This is a genomic window from Microbacterium sp. NPDC089320 (assembly GCF_040684875.1).
GTDB lineage: Bacteria > Actinomycetota > Actinomycetes > Actinomycetales > Microbacteriaceae > Microbacterium.
In genome coordinates, this window is record NZ_JBFBGY010000006.1 from 69,051 (window position 1) to 84,548 (window position 15,498).

The window sequence follows — 15,498 nt, forward strand, 5'->3', positions numbered from 1 at the left end:
CCCGAGGTACCCGTGAGCAACGAAGCCCCCGTCTTCTCCGCAGAGATCGATGCCGCCATCCAGGCCGTGCGCGAGGACGTCGCGCGTCTGCACGGCGAACTGGTCCGCTACGACCTCATCGTCTGGACCGGCGGCAACGTGTCGGGCCGCGTGCCCGGTGCCGACCTGTTCGTGATCAAGCCCTCCGGCGTCAGCTACGACGACCTCGCCCCCGAGAACATGATCCTGTGCGACCTCGATGGCGCCGTGATCCCCGGCACTCCCGGCAGCGATCGCTCGCCCTCGAGCGACACGGCCGCCCACGCCTACGTCTACCGCCACATGCCCGAGGTGGGCGGCGTCGTGCACACGCACTCGACGTTCGCCGTCGCCTGGGCCGCCCGCGGCGAGGAGATCCCGTGCGTGATCACGGCGATGGCCGATGAGTTCGGCGGACCGATCCCGGTCGGCCCTTTCGCGATCATCGGCGACGACTCGATCGGTCGCGGCATCGTGCAGACGCTGAGCGGCCACCGCAGCCGCGCCGTGCTGATGCAGAATCACGGCCCGTTCACGATCGGAGTCGACGCGAAGGATGCCGTGAAGGCCGCCGTCATGGTCGAGGACGTCGCGCGCACCGTGCACTATGCCCGTGAAGCCGGCCCGTTGATCCCCATCCCTCAGGAGGCCATCGACAGCCTCTTCCACCGCTACCAGAACGTCTACGGACAGAACTCGGACGCCCGACGATGAGCGACACGACCACCCCCACCACCGCCCGCGACGACATCCTCGCCGGACGCACCAGCCTCGGCATCGAGCTCGGCTCGACCCGCATCAAGGCCTGCCTGATCGGATCCGACGCCACGGAGGTGCTCGCCACCGGATCCTTCTCCTGGGAGAACCGGCTCGAAGACGGCCTGTGGACCTACGCGATCGACGAGGTCTGGGCAGGGCTCCAGGCCGCCTATGCCGCACTGGTCGCCGACACCGAGCAGCGCCACGGCGTGCGCCCTGAGACCTTCGGGACGATCGGCATCTCGGCGATGATGCACGGCTACCTCGCGTTCGACGCGCAGGGCGAGCTGCTCGTGCCGTTCCGCACCTGGCGCAACACCAACACGGGTGCGGCGGCGGCCGAGCTGACCGAGCTTCTCGGCGTGAACATCCCGCTGCGCTGGTCGATCGCCCACCTGCACCAGGCGGTCGTCGACGGTGAGGCGCACGTGCCCCAGCTCGACTTCGTGACCACCCTCGCCGGCTACGTGCACACGCGCCTGACGGGCGAGCGGGTGCTCGGCGTCGGCGATGCATCCGGCATGTTCCCGATCGATTCGGCGACCGGAGACTACGACGAGCGGATGCTGCAGGCCTACGACGCTCTCGCTGCCGACCGCCTCCCGGCGAGCGCGCGCGACCTCCTCCCTAGGGTCCTGTCTGCCGGCGCCGCCGCGGGAACGCTCTCCGCCGAGGGCGCCGCCCTGCTCGACCCGACGGGTGCACTGGCACCCGGCATCCCCCTCTGTCCGCCCGAGGGCGACGCGGGAACCGGAATGGTCGCGACCAACTCGGTGTCGCCGCGCACGGGCAACGTGTCGGCCGGCACGAGCATCTTCGCGATGGTCGTGCTCGAGCGCCCGCTCGCCGAGGTGCACCACGAGCTCGACCTGGTGACCACCCCAGCCGGCGACGCCGTCGCGATGGTGCACTGCAACAACGGCGCGAGCGAGCTGGCCGCCTGGGCCGGGCTCTTCACGCGCTTCTCGGCCGCCGCGGGCCAGCCCCTGAGCGACGATGCGGTCTTCGACGCGCTCTTCCGCGAGGCCCTCGACGGTGAGGCCGATGCCGGCGGGCTGCTCGCCTACAACCACCTCGCCGGCGAGCCGATCGCCGGTCTCACCGAGGGGCGTCCGCTGTTCGTGCGCACCCCCGACAGTGCGTTCACGCTCTCGAACTTCATGCGCGCGCAGCTCTACGGAGTCTTCGGCACGCTCGCCCTCGGGATGCAGGTGCTCGATGCCGAGGGAGTCGAACTCGACCGCATGTTCGCGCACGGGGGCATGTTCCGCACCGCCGGGGTGGCCCAGCGCTTCCTCGCCGGAGCCCTCGGCGCCCCCGTCGCGGTGGGCGAGCTCGCCTCCGAAGGCGGAGCCTGGGGCATCGCGGTGCTCGCGTCGTACCTCGCGCACGCTGAGACGCAGTCGCTGGGGGAGTACCTCGAGCGCGACGTCTTCGCTTCGGCATCCCTTGCGGTCGCCGACCCCGACCCCGCCGACGTCGCGGGGTTCACGGCCTACCTCGACCGCTACCGCGCCGGTCTCGCGATCGAAGCCACCGCGACCACTGCTCTCTGAACTCGCCCGCTCATCCCGGAACACCGAAGGACCCCTCATGCCCCGCACCCCGCTCACCACTTCGCTCGACGGCTACGAGGTCTGGTTCCTCACGGGCAGCCAGCACCTGTACGGCCCCGAGACGCTCGCGCAGGTCGCCGAGCAGTCGCAGCAGATCGCACGCATCCTCGACGAGGCCGGCGAGGTGCCGGTGAAGATCGTCTGGAAGCCGGTGCTCACCGATTCCGCCGCCATCAAGCGCACTGCGCTCGAGGCCAACGCCGACGACAGGGTCATCGGCCTGATCGCGTGGATGCACACGTTCAGCCCAGCGAAGATGTGGATCGCCGGTCTCGATGCGCTGCAGAAGTCGCTCGCGCACCTGCACACGCAGGCCAACGTCGAGCTGCCCTGGGCCGACATCGACTTCGACTTCATGAACCTGAACCAGGCGGCGCACGGCGACCGCGAGTTCGGCTACATCCAGACGCGCCTCGGCGTGCCGCGCAAGACCGTCGTCGGGCACGCGAGCGACCCGCGCGTACGTCAGGAGATCGCGACCTGGCAGCGTGCGGCGGCCGGTCTCGCGGCGTCCCGCTCGCTCAAGCTCGCCCGCTTCGGAGACAACATGCGCTACGTCGCCGTCACCGAGGGCGACAAGACCGAGGCCGAGCTGCGCTTCGGCGTGCAGGTCAACACGTGGGGCGTGAACGACCTGGCGGATGCCGTCGCCGCGGCATCCGACTCCGAGATCGATGCCCTCGTGGCCGAGTACGAAGAGCTCTACGAGGTCGTGCCCGAGCTGCGCCGCGATGGTGACCGTCACCAGTCGCTGCGCGACGGAGCCGCGATCGAGATCGGTCTGCGATCGTTCCTCGAGGAGGGCGGCTTCGGCGCCTTCACCACGTCGTTCGAAGACCTCGGTGCGCTGACGCAGCTGCCGGGTCTCGCCGTGCAGCGCCTGATGGCCGAGGGGTACGGCTTCGGCGCCGAGGGCGACTGGAAGACCGCGATCCTCGTGCGCATCGCCAACGTCATGGGTGCCGGGCTGCCGGGCGGTGCGAGCCTCATGGAGGACTACACCTACGACATGACCCCGGGCGACGAGCTGATCCTCGGCGCGCACATGCTCGAGGTGTCACCGTCGCTCACGACCGCGAAGCCGACGCTCGAGATCCACCCGCTCGGCATCGGCGGCAAGGACGACCCGGTGCGCCTGGTCTTCACCGCCGACCCCGGCCCCGCCATCGTCGTGGCGCTGAGCGACATGCGCGACCGGTTCCGCCTCACCGCCAACGTCGTCGAGAACGTCGAGCCGCGCGCCGCACTGCCCAAGCTCCCCGTGGGCCGCGCGGTCTGGAAGCCCGCCCCCGATTTCACCACCTCCGCCGCCGCGTGGCTGACCGCGGGCGCCGCACACCACACAGTGATGTCGACGGCGGTCGGACTCGAGGCCTTCCGCGATTTCGCCGAGATGGCCGAGGTCGAGCTGCTCGTGATCGACGAGGCCACCACGCTCCCGGAGTTCCAGAAGCAGGTCCGCTGGAACCAGGCCTACTACCGACTCGCGCAGGGGCTGTGATGACGGCAGCGGGCCGGCCGCGGTCGGGGCGTCAGCTGCGCATCGCCGGGCACGGGTACGAGGCCGTGATCGCGAGCGTCGGCGCGTCGCTGCGCGTGCTCGCCTTCGAGGGGCGCGACCTGGTCGTGCCGTTCGGGGCAGACGAGGTGCGGCCCGGATACCGCGGCGCCACCCTCGCGCCGTGGCCGAACCGCATCGTCGACGGCCGGTACGCGTTCGGCGGCGTCGAGCACCGGCTCGCCCTCACCGAACCCGCTCGTGGACAGGCGCTGCACGGTCTGCTCGGCTGGGCGGAGTTCGACGATCGGCTGGTGCTCGACGACCGCGTCGTGCTGGCGGCGGTCATCGAGCCGCAGACCGGGTACCCGTTCCGCGTCGAGGTCGAGACCGAATACCGCATCGACGCCGACGGTCTGCACCAGACCGTCACGGCGCACAACCTCGGAGCGGACGCCGCGCCCTGGGGCACGGGACCGCATCCGTATCTCGTGGCCGGACCGGACGGCCGGGTGGATGACTGGACCCTCACCCTGCGGGCATCCGAGGTGCTGACCGTCACCCACGACCGGCTGAGCCCGGTGGCCGTCGAGTCCGTGACCGATCACGCGGAGTGGGACTTCCGCTCGCCGCGTCCGATCGCCGACGTCTTCATCGACCACGCGTTCACGGGTCTGGCCCGCGACGGCGGAGTAGCCGAGGTGCGCCTGGTGACGGATGCCGGAACCGGCGTCGCGATGGCGTTCGACGAGCGTTGCCCGTGGGTGCAGGTGCACACGGCCGACACCCCCATCGCGACGACGAACCGCATCGGCCTGGCGGTCGAGCCCATGACCTGCCCGCCCGACGCCTTCAACTCGGGCACCGACCTGGTCGTGCTCGAGCCGGGCGCGACGCACGCGGCATCCTGGAGGATCTCCGCCGTCTGAGTGCGCGCCGGTGCTCGTTCCGGTCGCACTTCGTGCCGCTCAGCAGGTGGAGGAGGGGCACGAACTGCGACCGGAATGCCGAGCAGGCAGTCGCGGCCGAGCCGAGTGTCAGCGGTTGAGCCAGCGGCGCAGCGAGCGCGTGACGAACGGCAGCACCCAATAGGCCATGATCGGCGTGAGCGTGGCCGTCGTGGCGAGCACGCGAACCCAGATCGGCAGCTCGTTCCATCCGGGCACGGGGCTCATCGCATAGGTGAAGGCCAGGTTCACGGGGAAGAATCCGAGCCAGATCGACACGGCCTGCTTCCATCGCGGGGGAGTGCTGACCATGGCGACGGTCGTCGTCGAGCCGTCGGCGCGCGGCAGGGTGATCGTGTCGGTGGTCGGCTCGTCGAACCAGCCCTCGATGCCGGTGCGGCGGTGCACGCGCTCGCTGCGCACGAACTGGTCTCCGGTCGACTTCCACCACTCGCGCTCGCCGGACTGCTCCCAGGCGATCAGCGATTTCTCGTCGGAGAACCGGTAGAGCATGTGCCAGATGTGCGAGTCCTGGCCATCGCGCACCCACCCCGAGCCGAGGAAGCCCGGGTAGCGGTTAGCGAGGTTGACGCCGGTCTGCACCCAGGCGGTGGCAGCGGCCACGTGTTCGGGGTCGACCTCGCGGCGGATGGAGACGGTGATGGGTTCGCTGGACATGGTGGGGTCCTCGGAGAGAGCGGTCGACCCGGGTCACGGGCGCCTCGACGGTGGGGATGCGCCGGGGTGCGGGCGCACCAACGATTGTATTTCGGATGCCGGATGCCGGATGCCGGATGCCGGATGCCGGATGCCGGATGCCGGATGCCCCGCCTCTGGCTGCGCCGCCTCTGGCTGACTTTCGAATCGCGCACTTTGCAGAGCACGGAGGTCGATTCCTGCACAGTGCGCGATTCGAAAGGCATCCAGGGGAGAGAATTGGCCCCATGAGCACGCGCAGTGAAGCCGTCCTGATCGATGTCGTCCGCACCCCGGTCGGACGCGGCAAGCCGGGCGGTGCGCTCTCGGGCGTGCATCCGGTCGATCTCGCCGCCGGCGCGCTCGCCGCGATCCTCGAGCGCAGCGGGCTGGAATCGAGGCAGATCGACGACGTGCTGCTCGGCTGCGTGAGCCAGGTGGGCGATCAGTCGTCGAACATCGCCCGGCAGGCGGTCCTCGCCGCCGGATTCGACGAGACCGTTCCCGCCACGACCATCGACCGTCAATGCGGGTCGAGTCAGCAGGCCGTGCACTTCGCCGCACAGGGGATCATGGCCGGCGCATATGACGCCGTGATCGTCGGCGGCGTCGAGTCGATGAGCCGGGTGCCGCTCGGGTCGTCGGCAGCGGGCGGGTCGCCGATGTCGCCTCGCCTGCGTGAGCGCTACCCCGAGGGCCTCGTGAACCAGGGCGTCTCGGCCGAGCTGATCGCCCAGCGCTGGCGACTGGATCGTGATGCGCTCGACGCATATGCAGCCGAATCGCACAGACGAGCGGCCGCCGCCTGGGCCGAGGGATTCTTCGACCGCACGGTCATCCCCGTCGCGGAGGCACCGGATGCGGTCGTCGACGAGACCGTCCGTGCGGGGACGACGGCCGAGGGTCTCGCAGGGCTGAACCCGGCCTTCCACACGGATGCTCTCGCGGCCCGCTTTCCCGACGTCGACTGGCGCATCACTCCCGGCAACTCGTCACCGCTCACCGACGGGGCTTCCGCCGCGCTGCTCATGAGCGCCGAGCGCGCCGAGGCCCTGGGACTCACCCCGCGGGCGAGGTTCCATGCGTTCACGGTGGTCGGGGACGACCCGCTGATGATGCTGACGGGGCCGATCCCTGCGACGCGGCGGATCCTCGAGCGCACCGACCTCACCATCGACGACCTCGACGCTTACGAGGTCAACGAGGCGTTCGCCTCCGTGCCGCTCGCGTGGGCCGCAGAGCTCGGGGCGGATGCTGCGAAGCTCAACCCGCGCGGAGGGGCGATCGCCCTGGGCCACGCGCTCGGCTCGTCGGGCACCCGACTGCTCGGCACCCTGATCGACCACCTCGACGCGATCGGCGGCCGCTACGGCCTGCAGACCATGTGCGAGGGCGGCGGCATGGCGAACGCGACGATCGTCGAGCGGCTGTAGGCCGCTGTTGCGGTCCCGGTCCCGGTGCACATCGTCGGGACGCACTGCGTCCGGTGGTCCGAGATTGTGAGGGGTAGCTCTGATTGGTCGCAGCACGAGAGATAGGTCAGCGGACACAGCGCACCCGCAAAGAATAAAAGAATAGGAGGGGAGTCCCGATACTCCGGGACGCCCCTCCGATCACTCCCCATCTCTTCGAATTGTCAAGCGCGATCAGGTTGCGATGTTTAGTGCGATGATGTTGACGAGCCCGACTGAGATGACGAGTGCCGCGCCAATACCCACCGCCCACCAACTTTCGTGTGCCTTGCGGGAGAGAACGACCACAGCAGCGATCGACGCGAGCAAGACCAAGGGGCCTACCCACAGCTGAACGATCCAGGCGCCATTCACCAGACCGTAGTCGCAAGCGTCCCCGCATCCAGCGACGCGGAATGTCTGCATGAAGACCAGGAAGGTCATGCTCAGTGAGAGCAGGGCTTGGACCACCAGGGCGCCGATGCCTCTGGCCTGAGCGTTGGGATTCCGCCGGAGATTCTCGGCCACGACCGTCATGTTAGTTGAAATCCGAGATCATGTAGCGAATCCAGTTCGCCGCGATGGTCATAGACGTGTTCTTGTAGGAGTTGTGGATCGCGAAGTTTGAATCTCCGGGGTTCTTCTGGCAGAAGTAGTCACCGGTTGCGCAGTAGGACCGGATCTTGGGGACCCACCCCGGGTTGGGGTTCGTGCTGTTCTCCGCCCACCCCCAAACGCGATAACTCGCTAGGTTCGCCGCTACCTGGGTATTTCTCGTGAACGTTCCGTAACCGCCGGGGGAGTAAGGCGCGTTCCAGACATCGCTTGGCCAGTACTGGGGGTCTCCGAAGAACGTGACAGCCTTGATCTAAGCCTTCGCCTGAGCAGTCAGTGTTGGGCCGTTTGGCCACTGCGCGGCGCCCAGAGCATCTGAGATGACGTGTGCGCCTTGCGAATGGCCAGCGATAACTACTGCTGGTCCGTACCCACCGCAGAGGGTCGACAAGTAGTTGAGCTCGTTGATGAGCGTTGCCGATCCGGTCGCAACGCTCCCGGAGTAGTTCGTGGCTGAGGCAGGGTAATTGAGAGACGAAAAGTAGGTTGGATACAGCTCGCTTCCAATCTTGCCCGCGAGCACGGAGAGCTGGTCTCCCATACCTCCACTAGTCCACACTCGACCCCCGTGGGCCGAAGCGGACCCCGCCGGTGCTCCGGTGCCGCGGACTCCGATGAAAACCGCGAAGTCGCACGGATTGCTGGTCGAAGCGGCAGTGGCCGATGGCGCAGTTGCAATCGTGCCAAACGTCATCACGGCGGCGCATACCAGCGCTGCCACTCGGCTCCGGACGTGTCGCCACTTGTTGCTGCTGGTCCCGGGTGAGGTTGTGTTCATGAGGTTCTCCTTGTCGGCGCATGTGCGCTCCAGGAGAAATCAACCCGTTCGGCGGTGACAGAGCCAGTGCTCAAAATCCCTTGACGTGGGCGTAGCAGGATGCTGAGCCAGCCGAGACGAATTGTTTATTGCTTCGTTTCGATCAATTGGGCATCATCCATTTCTATGAAGCGCCCGTCTGCGGAGGATGCCGCCTTGGCGGTGGCGATCGGCCAATGGCTACGCATCCTGCGACTAAGGCGTGGGCTGTCACAGGAACGGATCGCCCTGGAGGCCGGGCTCGATGTCACCACCTACGCCCGAATCGAGAGAGCGGTAAGTGGAGATCGGTGGGCAAATCCGCGGCTCCACACGGCGGGCCGGATACTGCGAGCCCTCGAGATCAGCCCCGGCGAGCTCTATCAGTTTCTGATTGGCGCAGGTCCGGAGACAGGTGGTCATCCAGAGTGTGATCCGCGCGAGGCGAGCGCTGATCACGCCGCCGGGATATTCCCCGGACCGGGTGTGCGCAGTCGACGTCATCGGCTGGGTCGATAGTCGGCATCAGCCGCCCGTCGGCGACGCTCGCGTGTTCCTGCCAGTGCTGGAGTGAGCGAGATCGCTGGCATCCGCTTCCTGGGCGAGTACGAAACCCCCAGGTCTTGACTTGCGAACGGGACTCCGTCGCTGGAAACTTCGAAAGCCGAAAGAAGAGACCCCCGCCGACCCGATTCGGCGGGGGTCTTCGGGAGCAGACGCTCACCGTGTCGCGCGGATGACGTGACTACCCGATCCGGTCTGAGTCTGTGTCCGCGCACCTGCAGTTGTAGTCGGTGAAGGTGTCCGGGCGGTGAACGCGGCGAGAAATGCTCGCGCCCCGCGATTCGCCGACCTGGAAGCGTTTGCGACTTAAGGCCAGCGGCACCCCGCGCACCCCTGACTTTTCGCCAGAGCACTGCTGCAAGCGCTTGCAGCAGTCGCTTCGCCCCTGCTAGCTTCACTCGCAAGACTTCGGACACGTCGTGGTGTCCGCCGCCATCCAGGGAGCATCACTTGTTCAAGCCGGCTCGGTCGAAGACGACCGCTTCACGTCCGCTCGCCCTCCTCGCCGCCTCCGCGCTCGTCGTGTCGGGCTTCGGCGTGATCGGCGCGACGGGCGCCCTCGGTGGCTCTCCCGCCTCCGCTGCTGAGCGAACCGTGGCCCTCGTGGGCTCGCTGCAGTCCGAGCTCGGCTGCGCGGCCGACTGGGCCCCCGACTGCGCCGAGACCGAGCTCGAGCCCACGGGCGCTGACGGCATCTACTCTGCCGAGTTCGACGTCCCCGCGGGCAGCTACGAGTACAAGGTGGCCGTGAACGACTCGTGGGACGAGGCGTACGGACTCGACGGCGGCGGGGAGAACATCCCCCTCACGGTGGCAGGCCCCACGACCCTGCGCTTCACGTTCGATGACACGCTCAAGCGCGTGGGGCTCGAGGCCACCGACCTGCGCGGCGGCTACACGTCCGACGACGACGCACTGATCGCGAGCCCGGCCCGTCAGGCCGGCGCAGGCGAGCAGTTCTACTTCGTGATGACCGACCGTTTCGCCAACGGTGACCAGAGCAACGACACCGGCGGCCTCGAGGGCGACCGGATGACCACCGGGTTCGACCCCACCGACAAGGGCTTCTATCAGGGCGGCGACATCGCCGGCATCCGAGACAACCTCGACTACATCGAGGGGCTGGGCACGTCGGCGATCTGGCTCACCCCGAGCTTCGCCAACAAGCCCGTGCAGGGCGAGGGAGCGAACGCCTCGGCCGGCTATCACGGCTACTGGATCACCGACTTCACCCGCATCGATCCGCATCTCGGCACCAACGAGGAGCTGCAGGCGCTGATCGCCGAGGCCCACGACCGCGGCATCAAGGTCTACTTCGACATCATCACCAACCACACGGCCGACGTCATCGACTACGCCGAGGGGCAGTACTCCTACATCGACCAGGCGACGAGCCCCTACACGGATGCCGCGGGCACGGCATTCGACCCGGCCGACCACGCCGGCAGCGAAGATTTCCCGGCACTCGACCCCGCGACGAGCTTCCCATACACGCCGGTGGTCGCCGACAGCGAGGCCGATGTCAAGGTGCCGGCCTGGCTCAACGACCCCTCGCTCTATCACAACCGCGGCGACTCGACCTGGTCGGGGGAGTCGGTCACGTACGGCGACTTCAGCGGACTCGACGACCTGATGACCGAGCACCCCACCGTCGTCAACGGCTTCGTCGAGGTGTACCAGGACTGGATCGACCTCGGCATCGACGGCTTCCGCATCGACACCGTCAAGCATGTGAACTTCGAGTTCTGGGAGAAGTGGACCACTGAGGTCCTCGACTATGCACATGCCAAGGGCGACGACGACTTCTTCATGTTCGGCGAGGTCTACGACGCCGATCCGGTCAAGCTCGCCCCTTACGTGCGAGACACCGACATGAACTCGATCCTCGATTTCACCTTCCAGTCCTCCGCCGTCAGCTATGCCTCGGGCAACTCGGCCAAGGGGCTGCAGACCCTGTTCGCGGGCGACGATCGCTACACGACACCCGACTCGTCGGCGACGGCACTGCCCACGTTCCTCGGCAACCACGACATGGGAAGGGTCGGATCGTTCCTGCAGACGACGGATGCTCCGCTCGAGCGCGATGAGCTGGCGCACGAGCTCATGTTCCTCACCCGAGGCCAGCCGGTCGTCTACTACGGCGACGAGCAGGGCTTCACCGGCCCCGGCGGTGACAAGGACGCGCGGCAGTCGCTCTTCGCGTCTCAGGTCGCGGAATACGCCGACCAGAATCTGATCACCGGCGAGCGGGCCGGCTCGGTCGACCGCTTCGCGACGGATGCCGCGCTCTACGAGCACATCTCGGCACTGTCTGCGCTTCGAGAGTCGAACCCGGCGCTCAACGAGGGCGCGCAGATCGAGCGGTATGCGGCATCCGGTGCGGGCGTGTACGCGTTCTCCCGCGTGGATGCCGACGACAAGGTCGAATACCTCGTCGCGGTCAACAACGCCGTCACCGCACAGACGGTCGACCTCACCACGCTGACGGCGGACGCCTCGTACGAGGTGCTCTACGGGGACGCGGCACCGCTGGCCACGGATGCCGGTGCCGCCGCCTCGATCACGGTGCCGCCCCTGTCGGCGGTGGTCTGGAAGGCGGACGCGACCGTGACCGCGCCGTCGGAGGCGGCATCCGTTCAGGTGGCTGTGCCCGCCGCCGGAGCCGGGGTCACCGCGCAGTCCGCGGTGCAGGCCGACATCGCCGATCAGTGGGCGCAGACGAGCTTCGCGTGGCGCGTCGTCGGCTCCGACGAGTGGCACGCGCTCGGAACCGCAGAGGACACCGACCCGCGCGTCTTCCACGACATCCGCGACCTCGCGAACGGCACGCTCATCGAGTACCGGGCGGTGACGACGGATGCCGCCGGCAACCACGCCGCAGCCTCGACGTATGCATCCGTGGGCAATGCCGTGACGCTCGAGGTCGGCGAGGAGCCCGAGTCGCCCATCGACATGGTGACGGTGCCCGGCAGCCTCAACTCCGAGATCGGCTGCGCGGGCGACTGGGACCCGGCGTGCGAGAAGGCGAAGCTGATCCTGCGTGCCGACGGCGTGTGGGAGGGGACCTTCGATCTGCCCGCCGGCGACTATGAGTACAAGGCCGCGATCAACGGCAGCTGGGCGATCAACTACGGCGCGAACGGCGTGCCCGACGGTGCGAACGTCACGCTCACGCACCCGGGTGGGCCCATCACCTTCTACTTCGACCCGCGCACGAACATCGTGCAGTCCACGGCCGACGGCCCGATCGTCACGCTGCCCGGCTCTCTGCAGGACGAGCTCGGGTGCGCGGCGGACTGGTCTCCTGACTGCCTCGGAACGCTCATGGCCGACGGCGACCGCGACGGCGTGTACGAGTTCTCGACGGCGGATCTGCCGACCGGCGCCTACGAACTCAAGGTCGCACACGGCCTCAGCTGGGCCGAGAACTACGGCGCAGACGGCGTGCGCGACGGCGCGAACATCTCCTTCAGTGCGACCGAGGGCTCCGTGACGTCGTTCCGCTACACGCTCGCGACCCACGTGCTCGAGGTCACCAGCGCCGACCCGCAGCTTCCCGGCACGGGCGAGCAGCGTGCGCAGTGGGTCGACGCCGAGACGATCGCCTGGCCGGCGACCCTCGGGTCCGTCGACCAGGCCGCGTATGAGCTGTACTCCTCGACGGACGCCTCACTCGCGGTGGTCGACGGCGAGGTCTCAGGAGCAGAGCCGGTCGGGCTCGACGTCATCGAGGGCGGGCTGACCGACGAGCAGCTCGCCCGGTTCCCGGCTCTCGACGGCTACCTCGCTCTGCGGGTGACGGATGCCGACGCGGCGGCGCTCCTGCGCACGCAGCTCGCGGTCGCCCAGCGCGACGAAGCCGGGGCGCTCACGGCGTTCACGGGTGTTCAGATCGCCGGAGTCCTCGACGACCTGTATGCCGTCGCCCTCGACGACGTCGATCTGGGCGTGACGTTCTCGGGCAAGAAGCCGACCTTCCGGTTGTGGGCACCGACCGCGCAGAGTGCGACGCTGCTCACCTGGGACGAGGCGGCCGAGGGTGACCCTGCTCGGCACGAGGCCGCGTGGGATGCCGCATCCGGTGTCTGGTCTGTCGCGGGCGGCAAGGATCTCAAGGGCGACGAGTTCGTGTGGGAGGTCGCAGTGTATGCGCCGACGACGGGCGCGATCGAGACGAATCAGGTCACCGACCCCTACTCGACGGCGCTGACCCTCAACTCGCAGCGGTCGGTCGCCATCGACCTCGACGACAAGGCCTGGCAGCCGAAGCAGTGGCAGAAGGCGACAGCGCCCGTCGTCGAGCGCGCGGTGGACCGCGCGATCTACGAGCTGCACATCCGCGACTTCTCGATCAGCGACGAGACGGTTCCGGCCGATGAGCGCGGAACCTACCTGGCCTTCACCCGCGACAGCGCGGGTACGGCGCAGCTGCGCGAGCTCGCGGATGCCGGCATCAACACGGTGCACCTGCTGCCGTCGTTCGACATCGCCTCGATCGAGGAGGATCGCGCTGCGCAAGCGGTGCCCGACTGCGACCTCGCCTCGTTCGGCCCGGCCGACTCGGCGCAGCAGGCGTGCATCCAGGCGGTCGCCGATGCCGACGGCTTCAACTGGGGCTATGACCCGTACCACTACTCGACGCCCGAGGGCTCGTATGCCGTCGACGCGGACGGCGGCGCGCGGGTGAGCGAGTTCCGGTCGATGGTCGGCGCGCTGCACGACATGGACCTGCAGGTCGTGCTCGATGAGGTGTTCAACCACACGGCGGCATCCGGTCAGGCCGAGAAGTCGGTGCTCGATCAGGTCGTGCCCGGCTACTACCACCGGCTGAACGCCGCGGGCGGCGTCGAGACCTCGACCTGCTGCCAGAACGTCGCGACCGAGCACCTCGCCGCGCAGAAGCTCATGGTCGACTCGATCGTCACCTGGGCGCGCGACTACAAGGTCGACGGTTTCCGCTTCGACCTCATGGGTCACCACTCGACGACGAACATGCAGGCGATCCGCGACGCGCTCGACGCGCTGACCCTCAAGAAGGACGGCGTCGACGGCTCGGCGATCCTGCTCTACGGCGAGGGCTGGAACTTCGGCGAGGTGGCCGACAACGCGCTGTTCGAGCAGGCCGCGCAGGGCCAGCTCGGCGGCACCGGCATCGGCACGTTCAACGACCGACTGCGCGACGCGGTGCACGGCGGCAGCCCCGTCGACTCGTCGTCGACGTTCCGCCAGGGCTTCGGCACCGGGCTCGGCACCGACCCGAACGGCGATCCGATCAACGGCACGACGGAGCAGGCGCTCGCCGACCTCGGGCACGAGACCGATCTCGTCAAGGTCGGGCTCGCCGGCAACCTGCGCAACTTCTCGTTCACGACGAGCGACGGCGCGGTGACAGCGGGAGAGGCGATCGACTACCGCGGCTCCGCGGCGGGCTATGCCGATCAACCGGATGAGGTGATCAATTACGTCGACGCGCACGACAACGAGACGCTCTACGACCTCTCGGTGCTCAAGCTGCCGGTCGACACGACGATGGCCGACCGCGTGCGCATGAACACGCTGTCGCTCGCGACCGTGACGCTCTCGCAGTCGCCGTCGTTCTGGCACGCCGGCACCGAGCTGCTGCGGTCGAAGTCCCTCGATCGCAACAGCTACAACTCGGGCGACTGGTTCAACCGCATCGACTGGACCGGTCAGGAGTCGACCTTCGGATCCGGTCTCCCGACCGCCGCCGACAACGAGGAGAAGTGGCCGATCATGGCGCCGCTGCTCGCCGACCCCGCGCTCAAGCCGGCGGCGGCCGACATGGCGGCCGCCGAGGCATCCGCTCTCGATCTGCTGCGCATCCGCGACGAGGTCGATCTGTTGCGGCTCGGCTCGGCCGAGCTGATCCAGCAGAAGGTCACCTTCCCGAACGGCGGGGCGGAGGCGGCGCCGGGCGTGATCCTCATGCAGATCGACGATCTGGTCGGCCCCGACGCCGACGCGGATCTCGACGGGGCGCTCGTGGTGTTCAACTCCTCTCCGGCACCGGTCACGCAGACCGTGGCAGGACTGGCGGGACGCTCGTTCGCGCTGACGCCGGCTCAGGCGAACGGAGCGGATGCCGTCGTCAAGACCACGACCTGGGATGCTGCGACCGGCACCGTCACGATCCCTGCCCGGTCGGTCGCCGTGCTCGTCGACGACCAGGTGCAGCCGATCGACACCCGCGTGCGCGCCACCTCCGACCTGCTGGTGAAGGCGGGCAAGAGCGCGTCGGTGAAGGTCACCGTGGCGGCCGACGACGGCAGCGCACCCGTGGGCACGGTGACGGTGCGCGACGGCGGAAAGGTCGTCGCCACGGTCGAGCTCACCCCCTCCGCCAAGGGCAGGGTCACCGTCTCGGTCCCGAAGCTCAGCCGCGGGGTGCACCTGCTGACGGTCCGCTTCGACGGCACCGAGCCGTGGCAGGACTCCCGCAGCCCGCACAGCCTCCCGGTGATCGTGTACTGAGATCGGGGGGTGCGGCGGCGAGCCGCACCCCTCGGTACGTCCGCTC

10 protein-coding genes are annotated in these 15,498 nt (G+C 68.4%); 7 read left to right on the forward strand and 3 right to left on the reverse strand.

All coding sequences use genetic code 11. The features are described 5' to 3' along the window. The first annotated feature begins 12 nt into the window (after positions 1-12). Genes AB0N61_RS16590 through AB0N61_RS16605 form a run of 4 tightly spaced genes read left to right on the forward strand, consistent with a single transcriptional unit; the run spans position 13 to position 4,820 of the window. On the forward strand, positions 13-732 hold the full coding sequence (locus tag AB0N61_RS16590; RefSeq protein WP_363365457.1) for an L-ribulose-5-phosphate 4-epimerase: 720 nt from the start codon (positions 13-15) through the stop codon (positions 730-732). Further along, positions 729-2,333: an FGGY-family carbohydrate kinase gene (locus AB0N61_RS16595; RefSeq protein ID WP_363365458.1), complete on the forward strand. Its 1,605-nt coding sequence runs from the start codon at positions 729-731 to the stop codon at positions 2,331-2,333. The genes AB0N61_RS16590 and AB0N61_RS16595 overlap by 4 nt, the downstream gene beginning before the upstream one ends. Positions 2,334-2,370: 37 nt before the next feature. Then, entirely contained in the window at positions 2,371-3,894 is a 1,524-nt protein-coding gene (gene araA, locus AB0N61_RS16600) for an L-arabinose isomerase (RefSeq protein WP_363365460.1), read from the forward strand. Continuing rightward, on the forward strand, positions 3,894-4,820 hold the full coding sequence (locus AB0N61_RS16605) for an aldose 1-epimerase family protein (RefSeq protein ID WP_363365461.1): 927 nt from the start codon (positions 3,894-3,896) through the stop codon (positions 4,818-4,820). The genes araA and AB0N61_RS16605 overlap by 1 nt, the downstream gene beginning before the upstream one ends. A 108-nt stretch (positions 4,821-4,928) precedes the next feature. Here the strand turns inward: AB0N61_RS16605 and AB0N61_RS16610 are convergent, their stop codons facing one another. Further along, positions 4,929-5,516 (reverse strand): antibiotic biosynthesis monooxygenase, encoded by a 588-nt coding sequence (locus AB0N61_RS16610; protein WP_363365462.1) that lies wholly within the window; start codon positions 5,514-5,516, stop codon positions 4,929-4,931. A 266-nt stretch (positions 5,517-5,782) separates the two neighbouring features. Between AB0N61_RS16610 and AB0N61_RS16615 the strand changes: the two genes are divergently transcribed. Then, entirely contained in the window at positions 5,783-6,967 is a 1,185-nt protein-coding gene (locus AB0N61_RS16615) for a thiolase family protein (protein WP_363365463.1), read from the forward strand. 213 nt (positions 6,968-7,180) lie between these two features. Here AB0N61_RS16615 and AB0N61_RS16620 read toward each other — a convergent pair whose 3' ends face one another. Together AB0N61_RS16620 and AB0N61_RS16625 are read right to left on the reverse strand one after the other, a co-directional pair. Then, positions 7,181-7,513 carry a hypothetical protein gene (locus tag AB0N61_RS16620; protein ID WP_363365464.1) on the reverse strand — a complete coding sequence of 111 codons (333 nt, stop codon included), beginning with the start codon at positions 7,511-7,513 and terminating at the stop codon, positions 7,181-7,183. Positions 7,514-7,523: 10 nt separating this feature from the next. Next, a complete protein-coding gene (locus tag AB0N61_RS16625; RefSeq protein WP_363365485.1) occupies positions 7,524-7,853 on the reverse strand; it encodes a hypothetical protein in 330 nt (109 codons plus the stop codon). A 690-nt stretch (positions 7,854-8,543) separates the two neighbouring features. Here AB0N61_RS16625 and AB0N61_RS16630 point away from each other — a divergent pair. Further along, complete coding sequence (locus AB0N61_RS16630; RefSeq protein WP_363365486.1) at positions 8,544-8,915, forward strand: helix-turn-helix transcriptional regulator; 372 nt, start codon at positions 8,544-8,546, stop codon at positions 8,913-8,915. A 495-nt stretch (positions 8,916-9,410) separates the two neighbouring features. Then, positions 9,411-15,452 (forward strand): pullulanase-type alpha-1,6-glucosidase, encoded by a 6,042-nt coding sequence (gene pulA / locus AB0N61_RS16635; RefSeq protein WP_363365465.1) that lies wholly within the window; start codon positions 9,411-9,413, stop codon positions 15,450-15,452. Positions 15,453-15,498: the final 46 nt, after the last annotated feature.

Coding starts and splice junctions, on each gene's coding strand:
- AB0N61_RS16595 (WP_363365458.1), top strand. CDS start 729: ATGAGCGACACGACCACCCCCACCACCGCCCGCGACGACATCCTCGCC.
- araA (WP_363365460.1), top strand. CDS start 2,371: ATGCCCCGCACCCCGCTCACCACTTCGCTCGACGGCTACGAGGTCTGG.
- AB0N61_RS16605 (WP_363365461.1), top strand. CDS start 3,894: ATGACGGCAGCGGGCCGGCCGCGGTCGGGGCGTCAGCTGCGCATCGCC.
- AB0N61_RS16610 (WP_363365462.1), bottom strand. CDS start 5,516: ATGTCCAGCGAACCCATCACCGTCTCCATCCGCCGCGAGGTCGACCCC.
- AB0N61_RS16615 (WP_363365463.1), top strand. CDS start 5,783: ATGAGCACGCGCAGTGAAGCCGTCCTGATCGATGTCGTCCGCACCCCG.
- AB0N61_RS16630 (WP_363365486.1), top strand. CDS start 8,544: ATGAAGCGCCCGTCTGCGGAGGATGCCGCCTTGGCGGTGGCGATCGGC.